The 19,468-nt window shown below is 60.0% G+C and carries 20 protein-coding genes; 13 read left to right on the plus strand and 7 right to left on the minus strand.

The features are described 5' to 3' along the window. Positions 1-639, plus strand: a complete 639-nt coding sequence (gene nth / locus EGJ09_RS14270) for an endonuclease III (RefSeq protein WP_046787754.1) — start codon at positions 1-3, stop codon at positions 637-639. Between the two features lie 104 nt (positions 640-743). Continuing rightward, positions 744-920, plus strand: coding sequence for a PA3496 family putative envelope integrity protein (locus tag EGJ09_RS26575; RefSeq protein WP_046787755.1), 177 nt, complete (start codon positions 744-746; stop codon positions 918-920). Between the two features lie 45 nt (positions 921-965). On the opposite strand, the gene EGJ09_RS14275 is transcribed toward EGJ09_RS26575, so the two are convergent. After that, complete coding sequence (locus EGJ09_RS14275) at positions 966-1,592, minus strand: response regulator transcription factor (protein WP_046787756.1); 627 nt, start codon at positions 1,590-1,592, stop codon at positions 966-968. 362 nt (positions 1,593-1,954) lie between these two features. Here EGJ09_RS14275 and EGJ09_RS14280 point away from each other — a divergent pair, with 362 nt between their 5' ends. Next, positions 1,955-2,413 (plus strand): hypothetical protein, encoded by a 459-nt coding sequence (locus EGJ09_RS14280; protein WP_115273718.1) that lies wholly within the window; start codon positions 1,955-1,957, stop codon positions 2,411-2,413. Positions 2,414-2,707: 294 nt separating this feature from the next. Here the strand turns inward: EGJ09_RS14280 and EGJ09_RS14285 are convergent, their stop codons facing one another. Both EGJ09_RS14285 and EGJ09_RS14290 read right to left on the minus strand, forming a co-directional pair. Then, positions 2,708-3,925, minus strand: coding sequence for an argininosuccinate synthase (locus EGJ09_RS14285; RefSeq protein ID WP_046787758.1), 1,218 nt, complete (start codon positions 3,923-3,925; stop codon positions 2,708-2,710). Between the two features lie 127 nt (positions 3,926-4,052). After that, positions 4,053-5,027: an OmpA family protein gene (locus tag EGJ09_RS14290; RefSeq protein ID WP_125924225.1), complete on the minus strand. Its 975-nt coding sequence runs from the start codon at positions 5,025-5,027 to the stop codon at positions 4,053-4,055. A 130-nt stretch (positions 5,028-5,157) separates the two neighbouring features. Here EGJ09_RS14290 and pyrC point away from each other — a divergent pair, with 130 nt between their 5' ends. Further along, the gene (pyrC, locus tag EGJ09_RS14295; protein ID WP_125924226.1) at positions 5,158-6,204 is read left to right on the plus strand and encodes a dihydroorotase; all 1,047 of its coding nucleotides are present in this window, start codon (positions 5,158-5,160) and stop codon (positions 6,202-6,204) included. After that, on the plus strand, positions 6,201-6,875 hold the full coding sequence (gene rnt, locus EGJ09_RS14300) for a ribonuclease T (protein ID WP_046787761.1): 675 nt from the start codon (positions 6,201-6,203) through the stop codon (positions 6,873-6,875). The genes pyrC and rnt overlap by 4 nt, the downstream gene beginning before the upstream one ends. A 121-nt stretch (positions 6,876-6,996) precedes the next feature. Here the strand turns inward: rnt and EGJ09_RS14305 are convergent, their stop codons facing one another. Beyond that, on the minus strand, positions 6,997-7,599 hold the full coding sequence (locus EGJ09_RS14305) for a peroxiredoxin (RefSeq protein WP_012273884.1): 603 nt from the start codon (positions 7,597-7,599) through the stop codon (positions 6,997-6,999). Between the two features lie 213 nt (positions 7,600-7,812). On the opposite strand from EGJ09_RS14305, the gene EGJ09_RS14310 reads away from it, so the two are divergent. Further along, entirely contained in the window at positions 7,813-8,034 is a 222-nt protein-coding gene (locus EGJ09_RS14310; RefSeq protein WP_039601808.1) for a bacterioferritin-associated ferredoxin, read from the plus strand. Between the two features lie 200 nt (positions 8,035-8,234). After that, positions 8,235-8,708 (plus strand): bacterioferritin, encoded by a 474-nt coding sequence (bfr, locus tag EGJ09_RS14315; protein WP_046787762.1) that lies wholly within the window; start codon positions 8,235-8,237, stop codon positions 8,706-8,708. 57 nt (positions 8,709-8,765) lie between these two features. Here bfr and grxD read toward each other — a convergent pair whose 3' ends face one another. Together grxD and EGJ09_RS14325 are read right to left on the minus strand one after the other, a co-directional pair. Continuing rightward, a complete protein-coding gene (grxD, locus tag EGJ09_RS14320; protein WP_012313029.1) occupies positions 8,766-9,101 on the minus strand; it encodes a Grx4 family monothiol glutaredoxin in 336 nt (111 codons plus the stop codon). A 91-nt stretch (positions 9,102-9,192) separates the two neighbouring features. Then, positions 9,193-11,301: a molybdopterin-dependent oxidoreductase gene (locus tag EGJ09_RS14325; protein WP_125924227.1), complete on the minus strand. Its 2,109-nt coding sequence runs from the start codon at positions 11,299-11,301 to the stop codon at positions 9,193-9,195. 362 nt (positions 11,302-11,663) lie between these two features. Here EGJ09_RS14325 and argF point away from each other — a divergent pair, with 362 nt between their 5' ends. Continuing rightward, positions 11,664-12,584, plus strand: a complete 921-nt coding sequence (gene argF / locus EGJ09_RS14330) for an ornithine carbamoyltransferase (protein WP_046787764.1) — start codon at positions 11,664-11,666, stop codon at positions 12,582-12,584. Beyond that, complete coding sequence (locus EGJ09_RS14335; RefSeq protein WP_046787765.1) at positions 12,581-13,690, plus strand: ABC transporter ATP-binding protein; 1,110 nt, start codon at positions 12,581-12,583, stop codon at positions 13,688-13,690. Before argF ends, EGJ09_RS14335 begins: the two co-directional genes overlap by 4 nt. Positions 13,691-13,728: 38 nt before the next feature. Here EGJ09_RS14335 and ybaK read toward each other — a convergent pair whose 3' ends face one another. After that, positions 13,729-14,199, minus strand: a complete 471-nt coding sequence (gene ybaK / locus EGJ09_RS14340; RefSeq protein ID WP_039601812.1) for a Cys-tRNA(Pro) deacylase — start codon at positions 14,197-14,199, stop codon at positions 13,729-13,731. Positions 14,200-14,499: 300 nt separating this feature from the next. On the opposite strand from ybaK, the gene EGJ09_RS14345 reads away from it, so the two are divergent. The 4 genes from EGJ09_RS14345 to glpD all read left to right on the plus strand — a co-directional run bounded on the left by EGJ09_RS14345 (position 14,500) and on the right by glpD (position 19,464). Next, positions 14,500-15,351: an MIP/aquaporin family protein gene (locus EGJ09_RS14345; protein ID WP_046787767.1), complete on the plus strand. Its 852-nt coding sequence runs from the start codon at positions 14,500-14,502 to the stop codon at positions 15,349-15,351. Positions 15,352-15,392: 41 nt separating this feature from the next. Continuing rightward, the gene (gene glpK / locus EGJ09_RS14350; protein WP_046787768.1) at positions 15,393-16,892 is read left to right on the plus strand and encodes a glycerol kinase GlpK; all 1,500 of its coding nucleotides are present in this window, start codon (positions 15,393-15,395) and stop codon (positions 16,890-16,892) included. Between the two features lie 113 nt (positions 16,893-17,005). Beyond that, complete coding sequence (gene glpR / locus EGJ09_RS14355) at positions 17,006-17,761, plus strand: DNA-binding transcriptional repressor GlpR (RefSeq protein WP_115273715.1); 756 nt, start codon at positions 17,006-17,008, stop codon at positions 17,759-17,761. 173 nt (positions 17,762-17,934) lie between these two features. After that, positions 17,935-19,464 (plus strand): glycerol-3-phosphate dehydrogenase, encoded by a 1,530-nt coding sequence (gene glpD, locus EGJ09_RS14360; protein ID WP_125924228.1) that lies wholly within the window; start codon positions 17,935-17,937, stop codon positions 19,462-19,464. Positions 19,465-19,468: the final 4 nt, after the last annotated feature.

Below are 19,468 nucleotides of genomic sequence, written 5' to 3' on the forward strand. Positions count from 1 at the left end.
ATGAATGCCGCAAAACGCCTGGAGATCTTTCGCAGGCTGCACGAAGACAATCCCGACCCCAAGACAGAGCTGGCTTACACCACCCCTTTCGAACTACTCGTGGCCGTGACACTGTCTGCACAGTCCACCGACGTCGGCGTCAACAAGGCCACTGCCCGCCTGTTCCCGGTCGCCAACACCCCCCACGCCATCTACGCACTGGGGGTCGAAGGCCTGAGCGAGTACATCAAGACCATTGGGCTGTATAACAGCAAGGCCAGGAATGTGATCGAAGCCTGCCGCTTGCTGATCGAACGGCATGGAGGCGAAGTTCCGCAAAGCCGTGAAGCGCTAGAGGCGCTGCCCGGTGTTGGCCGCAAGACCGCCAACGTGGTACTCAATACAGCCTTCCGCCAGCCCACCATGGCGGTCGACACGCATATTTTCAGGGTCAGCAATCGCACCGGTATCGCGCCGGGCAAGACCGTGCTGGAAGTCGAGAAAAAACTGCTCAAGTTCGTACCCAAGGATTATCTGCTCGATGCCCATCACTGGCTCATCCTGCACGGGCGTTACGTGTGCCAGGCACGCAAGCCACGTTGCGGCAGTTGCCGGATCGAAGACCTGTGCGAGTTCAAGCAGAAGACGTCGGACGATTGATTCGATAGCGACTTCATGCACGTCCCGATTGAAAAAATCTTTTTTACCAAACTTCGCTTTCTCGCTATAAGGACGGCCAATGGCCCCTTGGCTTGGAGCGACTCATGAGTACCGATAAAGACGAACTGTCGATCGAAGAAGACTTTGTCACAGCTGAAGACGACGCCGAACCTCTGGTTGAAACCGCAAAGACCAACCTGAGCAAGCGTCGCACCATTGACAACCTCCTCGAAGAGCGGCGCCTGCAACGGCAACTCGCCGATTTCGACTACGACCTGTAACGACACCGAGAAAGCCTCCCTCAAGGAGGCTATCTGTATTCAGGGTCACGTCAGGCCATGGCGCCGGGCCAATTCGATCAAGTCCACCAGCGAGTGAGCATTGAGCTTGAGCAGCAAACGGGTCTTGTAGGTACTGACCGTCTTGTTGCTGAGGAACATGCTGTCGGCTATCTCCTTGTTGGACCTGCCCCGGGCCAGTTGCTGAAGCACCATCATTTCCCGTGCCGACAGGCGATCGACCATCTCCGTCTCGCTGGCTCCCCCAACCCGGCCGCGCGACTTGTGCAATGCCTGGTTGGGAAAATAGCTGTAACCAGACAGCACGGCCTTGATCGCACTGAGCAGTTCGGTGAGCTCCTGTTGCTTGCACACATACCCTGAAGCCCCCGCCTGCATGCAACGCATCGAGAAATGCCCGGGCGCCTGCGAGGTAAGCACCAGCACCCGGCTGCCCGGGCTTGCCGAGGCCATGCGGGCAATGACCTCCAACCCGTCGAGCTTGGGAATGCCGATATCCAGCACCACGATATCGGGCAGGTGCTTCCTGGTTAGCTGCAAAGCTGCCACGCCGTTGTCGGTTTCCGCGACCACATCGTATCCATGCCGCTCCATCAGCATGCGCACTGCCAAGCGTATGACAGGATGATCATCCACGATAAGGACTTTATTCATGCGATATCCATTCATTCATTATTTGCTTTGACGACGCGCCACCATAACCGAGCAGCACGCATTATGGCGCGCCAATTCTCCGCGCAAACACATGAATAGATGAACCTTACGTCGGTTTAGGAATTTTCCTACAAAGCACAACTAATCATCCAATAGGAATACCTGTTTAGCCGCAGAAGCGCATTCTTCCTCGAAACAGAGATGAAAACCTGCATAATTCAACAATCAATCCAACATCAAAATAAAAACCTGTTTCAGACATTCCGAAATGCCGGGATCAATTTCCCCCCCCGGAAACGGTGCATAATTTGGTTGAGCGGCTCGGTAGGGTATTGATTGCAAAAACGCAGGAGGCCAACATCATGGCTGCAAACCAACCCACCGCCCAACCCACCGCCCCAATGACGATCATCGCCATCTTTGCAGGCATCATCGAGGCCTCTGCACTGGCAACACTTCCGTTTCTCAGCGAAAAAAGTCAGAGTCTCTATACCTGGTTTTTAGTGGGCTTTCCGTTTTTTCTGACGGGGCTATTTTTCCTGACACTCAACTTCAATTACAAATCACTTTACAAGCCCGAAAGTACTTCCGTTGACGGTGCAACCAGTACGCCGCAACCGACAACTTTCGAAGCAGAACCTGTAACGGTCATGCTCTCGGGCCCTGATGCGCAAAGAATGATCGAGCAACATGTACTGAGGACGCTTGCACAACCTCAAGTTACAGGGGGCACCTGGATATACTGCAATCTGGACAAACAGCAGTGTTTTCGCGTGTCGGTCTGTGAGTTACCGGAAAACGCGACACACCTGAGAAATTGAGCGGTACACGATCTTGCAGCCGAGGAAAACTTCTTCACGGATTGTCGGGCAGGTGGGTATTGGGAAGTGCATACAAAAACCCCGGCCGGGGCCGAATGCCAGTCAGTTAAGCATATGGGGCCGCTTTGCGGCCCATCGCCGGCAAGCCAGCTCCCACAGGGGCCGCGCAGTACTTGCGGCCTGCGCTGTACCTGTAGGAGCTGGCTTGCCGGCGATGGGCTGCGTAGCAGCCCTAATGAAGCTAACTGACTGGCATTAGCCCGAAGCCGGGGTTCATGCAATACGTTTGAAGCCTTAGAGCAACGCGCGGCCTTTGTTGGCAGCGATACGCATGCGCAGTGCATTGAGCTTGATGAAGCCCGCAGCATCGGCCTGGTTGTAGGCGCCGCCATCTTCTTCGAAAGTCGCGATGTTGGCATCGAACAGCGAGTCGTCGGACTTGCGGCCGACCACGGTGACATTGCCCTTGTACAGCTTCAGGCGCACAACACCGTTCACGTTGACCTGCGAAGCATCGATCATCTGCTGAAGCATCAGACGCTCCGGGCTCCACCAGTAGCCGGTGTAGATCAGGCTGGCGTACTTGGGCATCAGCTCGTCTTTCAGGTGAGCGACTTCGCGGTCGAGAGTGATCGACTCGATGGCACGGTGAGCCTTGAGCATGATGGTACCGCCCGGAGTCTCGTAGCAGCCGCGCGACTTCATGCCCACGTAACGGTTTTCGACGATGTCCAGACGGCCGATACCATTGGCACCGCCAATGCGGTTCAGGTCGGCCAGGACAGTGGCCGGGCTCTTCTCGACGCCATCGATGGCGACGATGTCACCATTGCGGTAGGTCAGTTCGAGGTAGGTCGCCTGGTCCGGAGCATTCTCCGGCGAGACGCTCCAGCGCCACATGTCTTCTTCGTGCTCGGTCCAGGTATCTTCCAGAACACCGCCTTCGTAAGAGATATGCAGCAGGTTGGCGTCCATCGAGTACGGCGACTTCTTCTTGCCGTGGCGCTCGATCGGGATACCGTGCTTCTCGGCGTAGTCCATCAGCTTCTCGCGGGACAGCAGGTCCCACTCGCGCCATGGGGCGATGACCTTGACGCCCGGCTTGAGTGCATAGGCACCCAGCTCGAAACGGACCTGGTCGTTGCCTTTGCCGGTGGCGCCGTGGGAAATGGCGTCAGCGCCGGTTTCGTTGGCGATTTCGATCAGGCGCTTGGCGATCAGCGGACGTGCGATGGAAGTACCCAGCAGGTACTCGCCTTCGTAGACGGTGTTGGCGCGGAACATGGGGAAGACGAAGTCACGCACGAACTCTTCGCGCAGGTCGTCGATATAGATCTCTTTGACGCCCATTGCCTGGGCTTTGGCGCGAGCCGGCTCGACTTCTTCGCCCTGACCCAGGTCAGCGGTGAACGTCACCACTTCGCAGTCGTAGGTATCCTGCAGCCACTTGAGAATCACCGAAGTATCAAGGCCGCCGGAATACGCCAGTACGACCTTTTTTACGTCCGCCATGCCATCACTCCACGGGGTTGTACGGAAAGGGGTCGATTCTACCGGCGTTGCGGATAAATTTACAGTGGGGCGACAGCTTCTGACGACAAAGCGACAGGAACTGTCAAAGGGGCGACGCCCTGCAGCGTCAGGAAGGTTTCGCAGCAGGCGGCACAGGAGCAGCGCTGGCGGGGCCTGGCGCAGGCGCCGTAGCGGGGGCCGTCGCTGGGGCCGGATGCTGGACAGGTTGGGCCGCAGGTTTCTCGGCCGGCGTGACACGATCCAGTTCGATATTGACGCGCCGGTTGCGTGCTCGGTTTGCGGCGCTGTTGTTCTTCACCAACGGATAACGTTCGCCATGGAAGCGGACGGTGATCTGCTCCTCCGGTACCCCATGGGCCTTGAAGTAATCAGCAACCGCCAACGCACGGCGCCGTGAGGTATCACGGTTGGTCAAGCGATTGCCGCTGTTGTCGGAGTGGCCATTGAGCTCGATATGGTTGACCGTCTGATCGGCCTTCAAGTAATCCAGGACCACATCCAGTCGCGCCCGCGCCGCGGCATCCAGGTCGATGCCCCCTCCAGGGAACCCCACCTGCGTCTGGCGCACCTGGTCATAGTTCATCGCCAACATCTTGCCGGCACACGCCTGATAATCACTCCACGCCTTGGCAAAGCTCACCGGCAGCACACGCACTTCGATCGGCCGCCCCGCCTCCCCGGTATAGCTTCGCACCACCGTACTGCGGCCATCGAGCAGGCCATTGATCAAGCGGCTGGCCTGGCCTTGGGATGAACTGAACAGCACCCCAGTGCGCACCAGCCGCACCGCTCCCAGGTTGATATCGCCACGGCCCGGCTGCCAAGGGGCCGCAGCCGCCAGCAGCGTAGCGGAACCGGCCCCCAGCACATTACTGCCAGAACGCAGCTGGAACACCGGCTGCTCCCCCGCCCGGCGCACGAACTCACCACTGCCGAAACCATCGATCGGCTGAATCAGGCGGCATTCGAACTGATCACCCTCGACTTTCCAGGCGATGTTTTCCATGCGGGTCTGGAAGGTCAATGCACCGGCCGGCAGGCTGGCGAACAGGGTCAACAGGGCTAGGTAACGCTGGCGCACGGGAGGCTCCACTAATTCTGACGGCTTACAGGCAGGCTATCGGACGCTTGCCGGAAAACTTGATAGCCGTGCTCGGGCGAGGGTTTTCCGGTAGCATTGGCGCCTGAGTTCGACCCGCCTGGAATCCCCAATGTCCGATCGCCTGACCCTCCTGCGTCCCGACGACTGGCACATCCATCTGCGCGATGGTGCCGTCCTGCCCCATACCGTTGGCGATGTGGCGCGTACTTTCGCCCGTGCCATCATCATGCCCAACCTGGTTCCTCCGGTACGCAATGCCGACGAAGCCGGGGCCTACCGTGAGCGCATCCTCAGTGCCCGTCCGGCCGGTAGCCGCTTCGAGCCGTTGATGGTGCTGTACCTCACCGACCGCACCAGCCCCGAGGACATCCGCGCGGCCAAGGCCAGCGGCATCGTGTACGCCGCCAAGCTGTATCCGGCCGGCGCCACCACCAACTCCGATTCCGGGGTGACCAGCATCGAGAATATCTTCCCGGCCATCGAAGCGCTGGCTGAAGTCGGCATGCCGTTGCTGGTGCATGGTGAAGTGACCCGCAGCGAGATCGACGTGTTCGACCGCGAAAAACGCTTCATCGACGAACACATGCGTCGCCTGGTCGAGCGCTTCCCCACGCTGAAAGTGGTGTTCGAACACATCACCACCGCCGATGCAGCGCAATTCGTCACCGAGGCGCCTGCCAACGTCGGTGCGACCATCACCGCACAGCATCTTTTGTACAACCGCAACCACATGCTGGTTGGCGGCATTCGGCCACATTTCTACTGCCTGCCGATTCTCAAGCGCAACACCCACCAGGTGGCGCTGCTGGACGCGGCCACCAGTGGCAACCCTAAGTTCTTCCTCGGCACCGACTCGGCACCCCACGCCCGCCACGCCAAGGAAGCTGCCTGCGGTTGTGCCGGTTGCTACACCGCCTATGCGGCCATCGAGATGTACGCCGAAGCCTTCGAACAGCGTAATGCGCTGGACAAACTGGAAGGTTTCGCCAGCCTGCATGGTCCGGCCTTCTACGGCCTGCCGGCAAATACCGACACGATTACCCTGGTCCGTGAAGAATGGACTGCCCCGGACAGCCTGCCGTTTGGCGAGCAGACCGTGATCCCGCTGCGCGCCGGTGAAAAACTGCGTTGGCGCCTGCTGGAGGACAACGCGTGAGCGAAGACCTCTACGAAGACGAGCAGGACGGCCAGGCCAGCAGCGGTTCACGCCACCCGATGGCCGAGCGCTTCCGTGGCTACCTGCCGGTAGTGGTGGATGTCGAAACCGGCGGTTTCAACAGCGCCACCGATGCCCTGCTGGAAATCGCCGCGGTGACCATCGGTATGGACGAGAAGGGCTTCCTGTTCCCGGAGCACACCTACTTCTACCGTGTGGAGCCGTTCGAGGGGGCCAATATCGAGGCTGCCGCACTGGAGTTCACCGGCATCAAGCTGGACCACCCGCTGCGCATGGCGGTGAGCGAGGAAAGCGCGCTGACCGACATCTTCCGCGGCGTGCGCAAGGCACTGAAGGCCAACGGCTGCAAGCGGGCGATCCTGGTCGGCCACAACAGCAGCTTCGACCTGGGTTTCCTGAATGCGGCGGTGACGCGCAACGATCTGAAGCGCAACCCGTTCCACCCGTTCTCCAGCTTCGACACCGCCACCCTGGCTGGCCTGGCGTACGGCCAGACCGTGCTCGCAAGGGCCTGCCAGAGCGCGGACATCGACTTCGACGGCCGTGAGGCACACTCGGCACGTTACGACACCGAGAAGACAGCCGAACTCTTCTGCGGCATCGTCAACCGCTGGAAAGAGATGGGCGGCTGGCGCGATTTCAACGATTGAGGCACAGAGCGGCAAGCTGCACGCTGCAAGAAAGAGCAGCCCGCATGCGCTCTGCTTTTCGCTTGAAGCTTGCAGCAAAAAAAACCGGCCACGAAGGCCGGTTTTTTTATGCGCTCGGCAATTACAGCTTGCCAGCGTTCTCGCTCAGGTAAGCAGCAACGCCTTCTGGCGAAGCGTTCATGCCCTTGTCGCCTTTCTTCCAGTTGGCCGGGCAGACTTCACCGTGCTCTTCGTGGAATTGCAGGGCATCGACCAGGCGCAGCAGCTCGTCCATGTTACGACCCAGCGGCAGGTCATTGATGATCTGCGAACGGACAACGCCGTTGGTGTCGATCAGGAAGGCACCACGGAAAGCCACGCCGCCTTCGGACTCGACGTCGTAGGCCTTGCAGATTTCGTGGGTCATGTCGGCTGCCAGGGTGTATTTGACCTGGCCGATACCGCCATTGTTGACCGGGGTGTTACGCCAGGCGTTGTGGGTGAAGTGCGAGTCGATCGAAACGCCGATCACTTCAACGTTGCGGGCCTGGAAGTCCGGAATGCGGTTGTCCAGGGCGATCAGCTCGGACGGGCATACGAAGGTGAAGTCCAGTGGGTAGAAGAACACCAGGCCGTACTTGCCCTTGATGGCCGAGGCCAGGTTGAAGCTGTCGACGATTTCGCCATTGCCCAGTACAGCCGGGACGGTGAAGTCGGGGGCTTTTTTGCCAACGAGTACGCTCATTGCAATCTCCTGATGAGGGTGAAGAACCGTTTGCCAGGCCAAGGCGGGCTTGCCCGACATCCAACAAAGGCCGACCATCATACACGGCTTCCGGTGACAGGCCGAATCCAACCGCCGGTCGCTCAAGCACGGCACTTACAGAAAGTGTTTTGACAAGCATTCTCATTACCATTACTCTCCACCCATCGACTCAACCAGCGATGGTCCGACTTTATGTATGTGTGTCTTTGTGTCGGCGTGACCGACGGACAGATCCGCGATGCGATCTATGAAGGATGCTGCAGCTACAAGGACGTCAGAGCCGCGACCAATGTCGCCAGCCAATGTGGCAAATGCGCGTGCCTGGCCAAGCAGGTAGTCCGCGAGACCCTGACCGAGCTTCAGGTGAGCCAGCAAGCTGCCCTGCCCTATCCGGTGGAATTTACTGCCGCCTGATATCGCCCAATTCGAAGAACCGGACCTCGTGTCCGGTTTTTTTATGCCTACAATTCAATAAGTTAGCACCCCAACGCGGTTCACAAACATTCTTATTCCTATTAATTTTCACTTATTATTCAAGAACTTAGGTTTGACAGCCCTAAGTATCAGGCTCAAACTTCCCTGTATCGGCACACTTCTCAGGGCAGGAACCCGCAATGAAAGGCGACGTAAGCGTCATCCAGCATCTCAACAAGATCCTCGGAAACGAGCTGGTCGCGATCAACCAGTACTTCCTGCACGCACGCATGTACGAAGATTGGGGCCTGAACAAGCTCGGCAAGCACGAGTACAAGGAATCCATCGATGAGATGAAACACGCTGACAAGTTGATCAAGCGTATTCTCTTCCTCGAAGGCATCCCGAACGTACAGGACCTTGGCAAGCTGCTGATCGGCGAGCACACCAAGGAAATGCTCGAATGCGATCTGAAGATCGAGCAGAAAGGCCTGGTCGATCTCAAAGCCGCCATCGCCCACTGCGAAACCGTCGGTGACTTCGGCTCGCGTGAACTGCTTGAAGACATCCTCGAATCCGAGGAAGAACACATTGACTGGCTGGAAACTCAATTGAGCCTGATCGACAAGATCACCATCGAGAACTACCTGCAGTCGCAGATGGGCGAAGAGTAAATTCCGGCCCCATAAAAAAACCCGCCATGAGCGGGTTTTTTTATGCTTGCCGAAAGATCAGGCTTCGGAAGCCTTGGCCTTGGCAGCGGCGTCCTTGATCAGTGTCTGCAACTCACCGTTCTCGAACATCTCCAGCATGATGTCGCTACCGCCGACCAGCTCGCCAGCTACCCACAGTTGCGGGAAGGTCGGCCAGTTGGCGTATTTAGGCAGGTTGGCGCGGATTTCCGGGTTCTGCAGGATATCCACGTAAGCAAACTTTTCGCCACAACCCATCACAGCTTGCGATGCCTTGGCCGAGAACCCGCATTGCGGGGCATTCGGCGAGCCCTTCATGTAAAGCAGAATGGTGTTGTTGGCAATCTGCTCTTTGATCGTTTCGATGATATCCATGGAACACCTCGTCTGAACTTTCCGACTCGATGGTCGGCACGGTGACGCATTGTATCGGAAACCTGAGCCTAATGCTCGGCCTTGCCGGTGCTCAGGCGGCGCTCACGTGCACGGGTACGCCATTGAGCGCCGCATTCCCGGAGACAGCGTCACGCAGACGCTCATCGGTCAGGTCATTGGCACTGATGCCGGGTTGCGCCTGGGCGATCTGCAGGTTGACGCCCTGGCGGCCATGACCAAAGCCATGCGGCAGGCTGACCACACCAGGCTTGATGTCCTCACAGGCCTGCACCTCGACTTCCAGGTCACCGGTGCGCGAACGGATGCGTACCCGCTGGCCATCCTCCAACTGCCGCTGGCGCATGTCCTGCGGATGCATCAACAACTGATGGCGTGGCTTGCCTTTGACCAGGCGATGGTAGTTGTGCATCCACGAGTTGTTGCTGCGTACATGGCGACGCCCGATAAGCAGCAAATCACCCGCTACTGCCGGTACGCATTCGGCCAACCGGCGCAAGTCCTCCAGCACAATCTGGGGCGCCGCCTCCACGGCGTTGCTGGCAGTCGCCAGGCGCCCTCGCAGATTAGCGCCCAAGGGGCCCAGATCGAGGCCATGAGGGTATTGATCAAGCGTTTCAAGCGAAAGCTTGCGGGGACTTTCGTCGCCATAGCGGCCCTTGCGCAACGCCAGGTCGATCATCTGCGCAGGTGCCATGGTCGGTTTCAGTTCCAGTTCTGCACGCTTGGCAAAGGCTTGCGCCAGGCCAACGAAAATTTCCCAGTCGTGCAAGGCGCCTGCAGGCTTGGCCAGTATGGCCCGGTTGAAGCGGGTGACATTACGCACAGCCAGCAGGTTGAAGGTGCTGTCGTAATGGTCGTTTTCCAGTGCCGAAGTAGACGGCAGGATCAGGTCGGCGTGGCGGGTCGTCTCGTTGATGTAAAGGTCGATGCTGAGCATGAACTCCAGCCCCTGCAGCGCCGCATCCAACTGCCTGCCATTGGGGGTGGACAGCACCGGGTTACCGGCGACGGTCACCAGGGCCCGCACCTGCCCCTCGCCGGGCGTGAGCATTTCCTCGGCCAGGGCGGCCACGGGCAGTTCACCACCGTATTCGGGCAACCCTGACACGCGGCTCTGCCAGGCATTGAAATGCCCGCCCGAGGTGCTCGCCACCAGGTCCACGGCAGGCTCGGTGCACAGCGCACCGCCTCGACGATCCAGGTTGCCGGTTACCAGATTGATGACTTGCACCAGCCAGTGGCACAAGGTGCCGAAAGCCTGTGTCGACACGCCCATGCGGCCATAGCAGACCGCCTTGTCGGCAGCGGCGAAATCCCGTGCCAACTGGCGAATGCTGGCAGCGTCGATGCCGCACTGGGCGCTCATGGCCTCGGCGGTGAACGGCTTGATCGCCGTGCGCACCTGCTCCAGGCCATTGACCGGCAGGTGCGAACCACGCGCCAGGCCTTCATCGAAGAGGGTATTGAGCAAACCGCACAGCAGCGCCGCATCGCCGCCGGGGCGCACGAACAGGTGCCGGTCGGCCATGGCGGCAGTTTCACTGCGCCGCGGGTCCACCACAACCAGTTGCCCGCCTCTCGCTTTCAAGGCCTTGAGGCGCTTTTCCACATCCGGCACGGTCATGATGCTGCCATTGGAGGCCAAAGGATTGCCACCGAGGATCAGCATGAAATCGGTGTGATCGATGTCCGGGATCGGCAACAGCAGGCCGTGGCCATACATCAGGTAGCTGGTCAGGTGCTGAGGCAACTGGTCCACAGAGGTGGCGGAAAAACGGTTACGTGTCTTGAGCAGCCCCAGGAAGTAATTGCTGTGGGTCATCAAGCCGTAGTTGTGCACGCTCGGGTTACCCTGGTAAACCGCCACCGCGTTACGCCCATGTGCCTGCTGTATCGACCACAGCTTATCGGCGGCCAGGGCAAAAGCCTCCTCCCAGCTGATGGCCTGCCATCGCTCCCCCACCCGTAGGTGCGGTTGGCGCAGGCGGTCCGGGTCATCCTGGATATCCTGCAAAGCCACGGCCTTGGGGCAGATGTGGCCACGGCTGAACGGGTCCAGGGGGTCGCCCTTGATTGCACTGATGCGCGCGCTCCCGTCGCTTTCATGGCTGACTTCGATGTTCAGCCCGCAGATCGCCTCACACAGGTGACAGGCACGGTGATGCAGGGTCTTGGTCATGGCTGCCTCTGCCTTGCAATTGTTGAAAACCGACTATGCCCCCTGCCCTTGCACCCTGCCAGCGCGCTTCGCAGCGTGAATCTCCCGACATCAGGCGCACGATTTGCGACAGCCATTTGCCAAATTGCCAGCAAGCCGTGTACAACCTCTGTAGCAAATAAAAAACAGCGCAGGCTCAAGGGGTAACGACACCCTTTGCAACAGAGCCGCTGTTCCCCCTCTTGGTTTTAGGCGACATTTAATTATAGTATTGCGCCTTTCCCTATTTCGTCCGCCCCGTGCGGCTTACGCCGCAGGTCACTCCCGTTGTCAAAAAAACCATACGGTCGACCTGCATACCGTTGCAGATAAGGTAGTCAATCATGAGCGCTAGGCACTTTCTCTCCCTGCTGGATTTCACCACCGACGAATTGCTCGGTGTGATCCGCCGAGGCATCGAGCTGAAGGACCTGCGCAAGCGCGGCGTGCTGTTCGAACCGCTGAAAAACCGTGTCCTGGGCATGATCTTCGAAAAATCCTCCACCCGGACCCGGGTGTCGTTCGAAGCCGGCATGATCCAGCTCGGTGGCCAGGCTATCTTCCTGTCGCCACGCGACACACAGCTGGGCCGGGGCGAACCGATCAGCGACAGCGCCATCGTGCTGTCGAGCATGGTCGATGCGGTGATGATCCGCACCCACGCGCACAGCACCCTCACCGAGTTCGCTGCCAATTCACGCGTACCGCTGATCAATGGCCTTTCCGATGAGTCGCACCCCTGCCAATTGCTGGCCGACATGCAGACGTTCCACGAGCACCGTGGCGCTATCCAGGGCAAGACCGTGGCCTGGATCGGCGATGGTTTCAATATGTGCAACTCGTACATCGAGGCTGCCCGGCAGTTCGATTTCCAGCTGCGCATCGCCTGCCCGGAAGGTTATGACCCTGACCCACGCTTCATGGCACTGGGCGCAGACCGCGTGCAGATCATCCGCGATCCGCGTGAAGCCGTACGTGGCGCGCATCTGGTGACTACCGATGTCTGGACTTCCATGGGCCAAGAAGAGGAAACTGCACGGCGCCTGGCGCATTTCGCGCCTTACCAGGTCACCCGCGAACTGCTTGACCTGGCGGCACCCGATGCCCTGTTCATGCACTGCCTGCCCGCCCACCGCGGCGAGGAAATCAGCCATGACCTGCTCGACGACCCCCGTTCGGTCGCGTGGGACCAGGCTGAAAACCGCCTGCATGCACAGAAGGCCCTTCTCGAATTCCTTGTCGAACCGGCTTACCACCACGCATGAGTCAACCCCTACTGCTCAACCTGCGCAACCTCGCCTGCGGCTACGGCGACCAGCGCATCGTCCAGAACCTCAACCTGCACCTGAACGCAGGCGACATCGGTTGCCTGCTGGGTTCGTCGGGTTGCGGCAAGACCACCACCCTGCGCGCCATCGCCGGCTTCGAGCCGGTACACGAAGGTGAGATCCAGCTCGCGGGCGAAGTCATTTCCCGCGCCGGTTTCACCCTGTCCCCGGAGAAGCGCCGCATAGGCATGGTGTTCCAGGACTATGCGCTGTTCCCGCACCTGACCGTGGCGCAAAACATCGCCTTCGGCATCGCCAAGCACCCATCCCAGGGGCAGGTGGTCGAAGAAATGCTCGAGCTGGTCAAGCTCGGTGGCCTCGGCGGGCGGTACCCGCATGAGCTCTCAGGCGGCCAGCAACAGCGCGTGGCCCTGGCCCGGGCGCTGGCCCCAGAGCCGCAATTGCTGCTGCTGGACGAGCCGTTTTCCAACCTGGACGTCGAATTGCGCCGACGCTTGAGCCACGAAGTCCGTGACATCCTCAAAAGCCGTGGTACCAGCGCGATTCTGGTTACCCATGACCAGGAAGAAGCCTTCGCGGTCAGCGACCATGTGGGCGTGTTCAAGGAAGGCCGCCTGGAGCAGTGGGACACGCCCTACAACCTCTACCATGAGCCGCAGACGCCATTCGTCGCCAGTTTCATCGGCCAGGGTTATTTCATCCGTGGCCAGATGAGCAGCCATGAGTCAGTCAACACCGAGCTCGGAGAGCTGCGGGGTAACCGCGCCTACATCATGGCCCCCGGCAGCTCGGTAGACGTGCTGCTGCGCCCTGACGATATCGTCCCTGACGCCGACAGCGCACTGCGCGCAAGCATCGTCGGCAAGAGTTTCCTGGGCGCATCGACACTGTACCGTCTGCAATTGCCGACAGGCAGCCAGCTGGAAGCGATCTTCCCGAGCCATATCGATCACCAAATTGGCGAGCAGGTCGGCATTACCGTCAAAGCTGACCACCTGGTGCTGTTCCCGGTACCCGGCAGTGTCGCGGCGCAGTTGCCACGGCAGGAAAACGGAGTGCGTCGCTACAGCTCGGCGACCTGATTCAGCAACGTGGGGCTGCCAGGCGGCCCCTGCGCAGCTCAACCCCGACCGATACCGGCGAAGGTGCCCTGGGTCTGCTCGGCCAGAACAGCAGCAGCCAGTTCCACTTCCAACCCCCGTCGCCCGGCACTGACATGGATGGTGGCAAAGTTCTGCGCCGAATCGTCGATGAAGGTGCGCAGACGCTTTTTCTGCCCCAGCGGACTGATTCCGCCCACCAGGTAACCTGTGGCACGCTGAGCTGCCGCGGGGTCGGCCATCTCGCATTTCTTCACGCCTGCGGCATGGGCAAGCGCCTTGAGGTCCAGCGTCCCCACAACAGGCACCACGGCCACCAGCAACTCGCCCTTCTCACTGCTGGCCAACAAGGTCTTGAACACCTGCTGCGGTTCCAGCCCCAGTTTTTCAGCCGCCTCCAGCCCATAAGACGCCGACTTTGGATCGTGTTCATAACTGTGCACGCGATGTTGCGCGCGCGCCTTTTTCAAAAGATCGAGGGCCGGGGTCATGCAGTGCTCCGCTCCGAGACAATTCGGCGGCTACTTTAGGACAAATCCTACACTCCAGCCAGTTCACAGCTGACACGCCGCTCTAGCGTGGGATTCGCGCCCGCATTCAACGCTCATATCGTGACCGATCGTTCACTTTCGACCTTTGACATAAGCGTTTCTTGTCTATATTTTTTCGTTTCTGAATAAATGGTGCACTTTTTAAGTGCATTCCTACATGCGCCCGGGGTCAATGGGGATGGACGCCGGGCTTTGCTGTCGAGCGCTTAGCGCCTCACAACAAAAAAAAAGAGGTCATACATGACGACTGCTCTACGCGAACCTACGCTGTCCAGCCAATGCCTGGCCGAATTCCTCGGCACGGCGCTGCTCATCTTTTTCGGCACAGGATGCGTCGCCGCCCTCAAGGTCGCGGGCGCCAGCTTTGGACTGTGGGAAATCAGCATCATCTGGGGCGTCGGCGTGAGCATGGCGATCTACTTCACCGCCGGTATATCAGGTGCGCACCTGAACCCGGCCGTCAGCATCGCCCTTACCCTGTTCGCAAGCTTCGACAAACGCAAACTGCCGTTCTACATGCTGGCCCAGGTTTGCGGCGCCTTCTGCGGCGCGGCGCTGGTCTACACCCTGTACAGCAACCTGTTCTTCGATTTCGAACAAACCCATGCCATGCTGCGCGGCAGTAGCGAAAGCCTGGAACTGGCGGCGGTGTTCTCCACCTACCCACACCCTTCGCTTTCCACCGCACAGGCGTTCCTGGTCGAAGTGGTGATCACTGCAATCCTGATGGCGGTCATCATGGCCCTGACCGACGACAACAACGGCCTGCCCCGTGGTGCGATGGCACCGCTGCTGATCGGCCTGTTGATCGCCGTGATCGGTAGCGCCATGGGCCCGCTGACCGGCTTTGCGATGAACCCGGCCCGCGATTTCGGGCCCAAACTGATGACCTTCCTGGCCGGCTGGGGCGAAATCGCCTTCACTGGCGGTCGGGATATCCCTTATTTCCTGGTTCCGGTGTTCGCGCCGATCTTCGGCGCTTGCCTGGGTGCTGCGACCTATCGTGGCTTGATCGCCCGCAACCTGCCGACGGCACCAAGCGCGAACCCAGAGACAAACGGCAATCGCCAGGGCGATACTCAAGCCAACTGATGCTGGCGCCCTGACTTCCTCATTTTGCAAGGCCTATGACCATGACAGATACCCAGGACAAGAACTACATCATCGCCCTGGACCAGGGCACCACCAGCTCGCGGGCCATCATCTTTGACCGCGACGCCAATGTGGTCGGCACCTCCCAGCGCGAGTTCGCCCAGCATTATCCACAAGCCGGCTGGGTCGAACACGACCCGATGGAGATCTTCGCCACACAGAGCGCGACCATGGTCGAAGCCTTGGCACAGGCCGGCATCAGCCATGCGCAGGTCGCCGCACTGGGCATCACCAACCAGCGTGAAACCACAGTGGTATGGGACAAGGAAACCGGCCGCCCGGTGTACAACGCCATCGTCTGGCAGTGCCGGCGCAGTACAGAGATCTGCGCACAACTCAAGCGCGACGGGCATGAACAATACATTCGCGAAACCACCGGCTTGGTCACCGATCCGTACTTCTCCGGCACCAAGCTCAAGTGGATCCTCGACAATGTAGAGGGCGTACGTGAGCGGGCCGAACGCGGCGAACTGTTGTTCGGTACCGTGGATACCTGGCTTATCTGGAAGTTTTCCGGCGGCAAGGTGCATGTCACCGACTACACCAATGCCTCGCGCACGTTGATGTTCAACATCCACAGCCTGCAGTGGGATGAAACGATGCTCGACATTCTCGGCATCCCGCGCCAGATGCTGCCCCAGGTGCGCCCGTCTTCCGAAGTCTACGGCCACACCAAGAGCGGCATAGCCATTGCCGGTATCGCCGGTGACCAGCAGTCCGCGCTGTTCGGCCAGATGTGCGTGGAACCCGGTCAGGCCAAGAACACCTATGGCACGGGTTGTTTCCTGCTGATGAACACGGGCGACAAAGCCGTAACCTCCTCCCACGGCCTGCTGACCACCATTGCCTGCGGGCCACGTGGCGAAGTGGCCTATGCCCTGGAAGGCGCAGTGTTCAACGGTGGTTCCACCGTGCAATGGCTGCGCGACGAACTCAAGATCGTCAACGATGCCCTGGACACCGAGTACTTCGCCAGCAAGGTCAAGGACAGCAACGGGGTTTACCTTGTGCCCGCCTTCACCGGCCTGGGCGCACCGTACTGGGACCCTTACGCCCGCGGCGCGCTGTTCGGCCTGACGCGCGGGGTGAAAGTCGACCACATCATCCGTGCTGCGCTGGAGTCGATCGCCTACCAGACCCGCGACGTACTGGACGCCATGCAGCAGGACTGCGGCCAACGCCTGTCCGAGTTGCGTGTCGACGGTGGCGCGGTGGCCAACAATTTCCTCATGCAATTCCAGGCCGACATTCTCGGCACCTGTGTGGAACGCCCGAAAATGCGCGAAACCACTGCCCTTGGCGCCGCTTACCTGGCGGGCCTGGCCTGTGGTTTCTGGAGTGGCCTGGACGAGTTGCGTGACAAGGCGATCATCGAGCGCGAGTTCAGCCCGCAACTCGATGAAGCGAAGAAGGAAAAACTGTACGCCGGCTGGCGCAAAGCCGTCGAGCGTACCCGCGACTGGGAAGATCACGAGGCCTGATCGCCCTGGGCAGGGGCTGCTTCGCGGCCCCCGTCACCCCACGGCCTACTGGCCGTAGTCCCTTTCCTACGGCATCATTGCAGAATTTGTCCGGCAGCCCATAAGGACCGCCCATGAATCTGCCCCCACGCCAACAACAAATCCTCGAGCTGGTGCGCGAACGCGGCTACGTCAGCATCGAAGAAATGGCGCAGCTGTTCGTCGTCACCCCGCAAACCATCCGTCGCGACATCAACCAGCTCGCCGAGCTCAATCTGCTGCGCCGCTACCACGGTGGCGCCGCCTATGATTCGAGTATCGAGAACACTGCTTACGCCATGCGCGCCGATCAGATGCGCGACGAAAAACAGCGTATTGCCGACGCCGTGGCCCGGCAAATTCCTGACCATGCCTCGCTGTTCATCAACATCGGCACCACCACCGAATCGATTGCCCGGGCGCTGCTCAACCACAACCACCTGAAGGTCATCACCAACAACCTGCACGTTGCTGCGATCCTTGCCGCCAAGGATGATTTCGAAGTATTGGTCGCAGGCGGCACAGTACGCCGTGACGGGGGCGTGGTTGGCCAGGCGAGCGTCGATTTCATCAGCCAGTTCAAGGTCGACTTCGCCTTGGTCGGCATCAGCGGTATCGATGAAGACGGCAGCCTGCTGGACTTCGACTACCAGGAAGTACGGGTTTCCCAAGCAATCATCGCCAACGCCCGTCAGGTCATCCTGGCTGCCGACTCCAGCAAATTCGGGCGTAACGCCATGGTACGCCTGGGCTCGATCAGCCTGGTCGATTGCCTGGTGACCGACCAGCAGCCATCCCCTGCACTGGGTGAGTTGCTCAACCAGTACAAGATCCGGCTCGAGGTGGTTTAAACCGCAAGCGGGTCCAGAAGGGCCCGCGATTTTCGATATTGTTCATTTTATTGTCATCTCATCAGTTTTTTCTATAAACACTGACTGGCGATGGCCGTTCTGTTGCGCTAGTATTTTCGGAAACGAACATTAATGTTCATATTCGATGTGAACAGCCCCAGGAGGCCTTGCCCGTGTCCCAGCCCGTTTCGTCCCAGCCCCTACTTGCCGATTGCTATGATCTTGCCGTGATCGGCGGTGGCATCAACGGCGTGGGCATTGCTGCCGACGCCGCCGGGCGTGGCCTCAAGGTCTTCCTCTGCGAAAAGGACGACTTGGCCCAGCACACCTCCTCGGCCAGCAGCAAGCTGATCCATGGCGGCCTGCGCTACCTGGAACACTATGAATTCCGCCTGGTCCGCGAGGCACTGGCCGAGCGCGAAGTGCTACTGGCCAAGGCACCGCACATCGTCAAACCAATGCGCTTCGTGCTGCCGCACCGCCCGCACCTGCGCCCGGCCTGGATGATCCGTGCCGGCCTGTTCCTCTACGATCACCTGGGCAAGCGCAAGCGCCTGGGCGCCTCGCGCAGCCTGCGCTTTGGCCCGGGCTACCCGCTCAAGCCGGCCATCACCCGCGGTTTCGAATATGCAGACTGCGCGGTAGACGACGCCCGCCTGGTAGTACTCAATGCCATGGCTGCACGCGAGCAAGGTGCGCACATTCATACCCGCACCCGCTGCCTGCGCGCAGAACGTGTCGATGGCCTGTGGCAGGTAGAGCTGCAGCATGCCGACGGCAGCCTGCAGACGATTCGCGCGCGTGCCTTGGTCAACGCCGCCGGTCCGTGGGTCGCCCGGTTCATCAAGGATGACCTCAAACTCGATGCACCGTACGGCATACGCTTGATCCAGGGCAGCCACCTCATCGTGCCGCGCCTGTACGAGGGGGATCACGCCTACATCCTGCAGAACGAGGACCAACGCATTGTCTTCTGCATCCCCTACCTGGACCGCTTCACCCTGATCGGCACCACCGATCGCGAATACAGCGGCGATCCGGCCAAGGTGGCGATCACCGGGCAGGAAACCGACTATCTGCTCAAAGTGGTCAACGCACACTTCAATCATCAGTTGAGCCCCAGCGATATCCTGCACACCTACTCTGGCGTGCGGCCGCTGTGCAACGACGAATCGGACAACCCGTCCGCAGTCACGCGTGACTACACCCTCGCGCTGTCCACGACCCAAGGCGAGGCGCCGTTGCTGTCCGTGTTTGGCGGCAAGCTGACCACATACCGCAAGCTTGCAGAATCGGCCATGGCAGAACTCAAGCCGTTCTTCACCCAGATGGGCAAAAGCTGGACAGCCAGCGCCACACTGCCAGGTGGTGAAGACATGAGTACACCTCAGGCACTGGTCGACGACCTGCTTGCGCGCCATCAATGGCTCGCGCCGGACATCGCCAAGCGCTGGGCGGTAACCTACGGCAGCCGCACCTGGCAATTGCTGGAAGGTGTGAGCGGCCCGCAGGATCTGGGCCAAGCGATTGGGCGTGGCCTCTTCACCCGTGAAGTCGATTACCTGCGCCAAACCGAATGGGCCGTCAGCAGTCAGGATATTCTCTGGCGCAGGACCAAGCTGGGCCTGTTCACCAGCGAGAGTGAACAGCGCGCACTGGCTGACTACCTGGCACAGGGCAACGCACGCAGCAACGCCGCCTGAACCT

Origin of the sequence: Pseudomonas sp. p106, from assembly GCF_003936645.1 — a bacterium.
Classification (GTDB): domain Bacteria; phylum Pseudomonadota; class Gammaproteobacteria; order Pseudomonadales; family Pseudomonadaceae; genus Aquipseudomonas; species Aquipseudomonas putida_E.

Coding starts and splice junctions, on each gene's coding strand:
- nth (WP_046787754.1), top strand. CDS start 1: ATGAATGCCGCAAAACGCCTGGAGATCTTTCGCAGGCTGCACGAAGAC.
- EGJ09_RS26575 (WP_046787755.1), top strand. CDS start 744: ATGAGTACCGATAAAGACGAACTGTCGATCGAAGAAGACTTTGTCACA.
- EGJ09_RS14275 (WP_046787756.1), bottom strand. CDS start 1,592: ATGAATAAAGTCCTTATCGTGGATGATCATCCTGTCATACGCTTGGCA.
- EGJ09_RS14280 (WP_115273718.1), top strand. CDS start 1,955: ATGGCTGCAAACCAACCCACCGCCCAACCCACCGCCCCAATGACGATC.
- EGJ09_RS14285 (WP_046787758.1), bottom strand. CDS start 3,925: ATGGCGGACGTAAAAAAGGTCGTACTGGCGTATTCCGGCGGCCTTGAT.
- pyrC (WP_125924226.1), top strand. CDS start 5,158: ATGTCCGATCGCCTGACCCTCCTGCGTCCCGACGACTGGCACATCCAT.
- EGJ09_RS14305 (WP_012273884.1), bottom strand. CDS start 7,599: ATGAGCGTACTCGTTGGCAAAAAAGCCCCCGACTTCACCGTCCCGGCT.
- EGJ09_RS14310 (WP_039601808.1), top strand. CDS start 7,813: ATGTATGTGTGTCTTTGTGTCGGCGTGACCGACGGACAGATCCGCGAT.
- bfr (WP_046787762.1), top strand. CDS start 8,235: ATGAAAGGCGACGTAAGCGTCATCCAGCATCTCAACAAGATCCTCGGA.
- grxD (WP_012313029.1), bottom strand. CDS start 9,101: ATGGATATCATCGAAACGATCAAAGAGCAGATTGCCAACAACACCATT.
- EGJ09_RS14325 (WP_125924227.1), bottom strand. CDS start 11,301: ATGACCAAGACCCTGCATCACCGTGCCTGTCACCTGTGTGAGGCGATC.
- argF (WP_046787764.1), top strand. CDS start 11,664: ATGAGCGCTAGGCACTTTCTCTCCCTGCTGGATTTCACCACCGACGAA.
- EGJ09_RS14335 (WP_046787765.1), top strand. CDS start 12,581: ATGAGTCAACCCCTACTGCTCAACCTGCGCAACCTCGCCTGCGGCTAC.
- ybaK (WP_039601812.1), bottom strand. CDS start 14,199: ATGACCCCGGCCCTCGATCTTTTGAAAAAGGCGCGCGCGCAACATCGC.
- EGJ09_RS14345 (WP_046787767.1), top strand. CDS start 14,500: ATGACGACTGCTCTACGCGAACCTACGCTGTCCAGCCAATGCCTGGCC.
- glpK (WP_046787768.1), top strand. CDS start 15,393: ATGACAGATACCCAGGACAAGAACTACATCATCGCCCTGGACCAGGGC.
- glpR (WP_115273715.1), top strand. CDS start 17,006: ATGAATCTGCCCCCACGCCAACAACAAATCCTCGAGCTGGTGCGCGAA.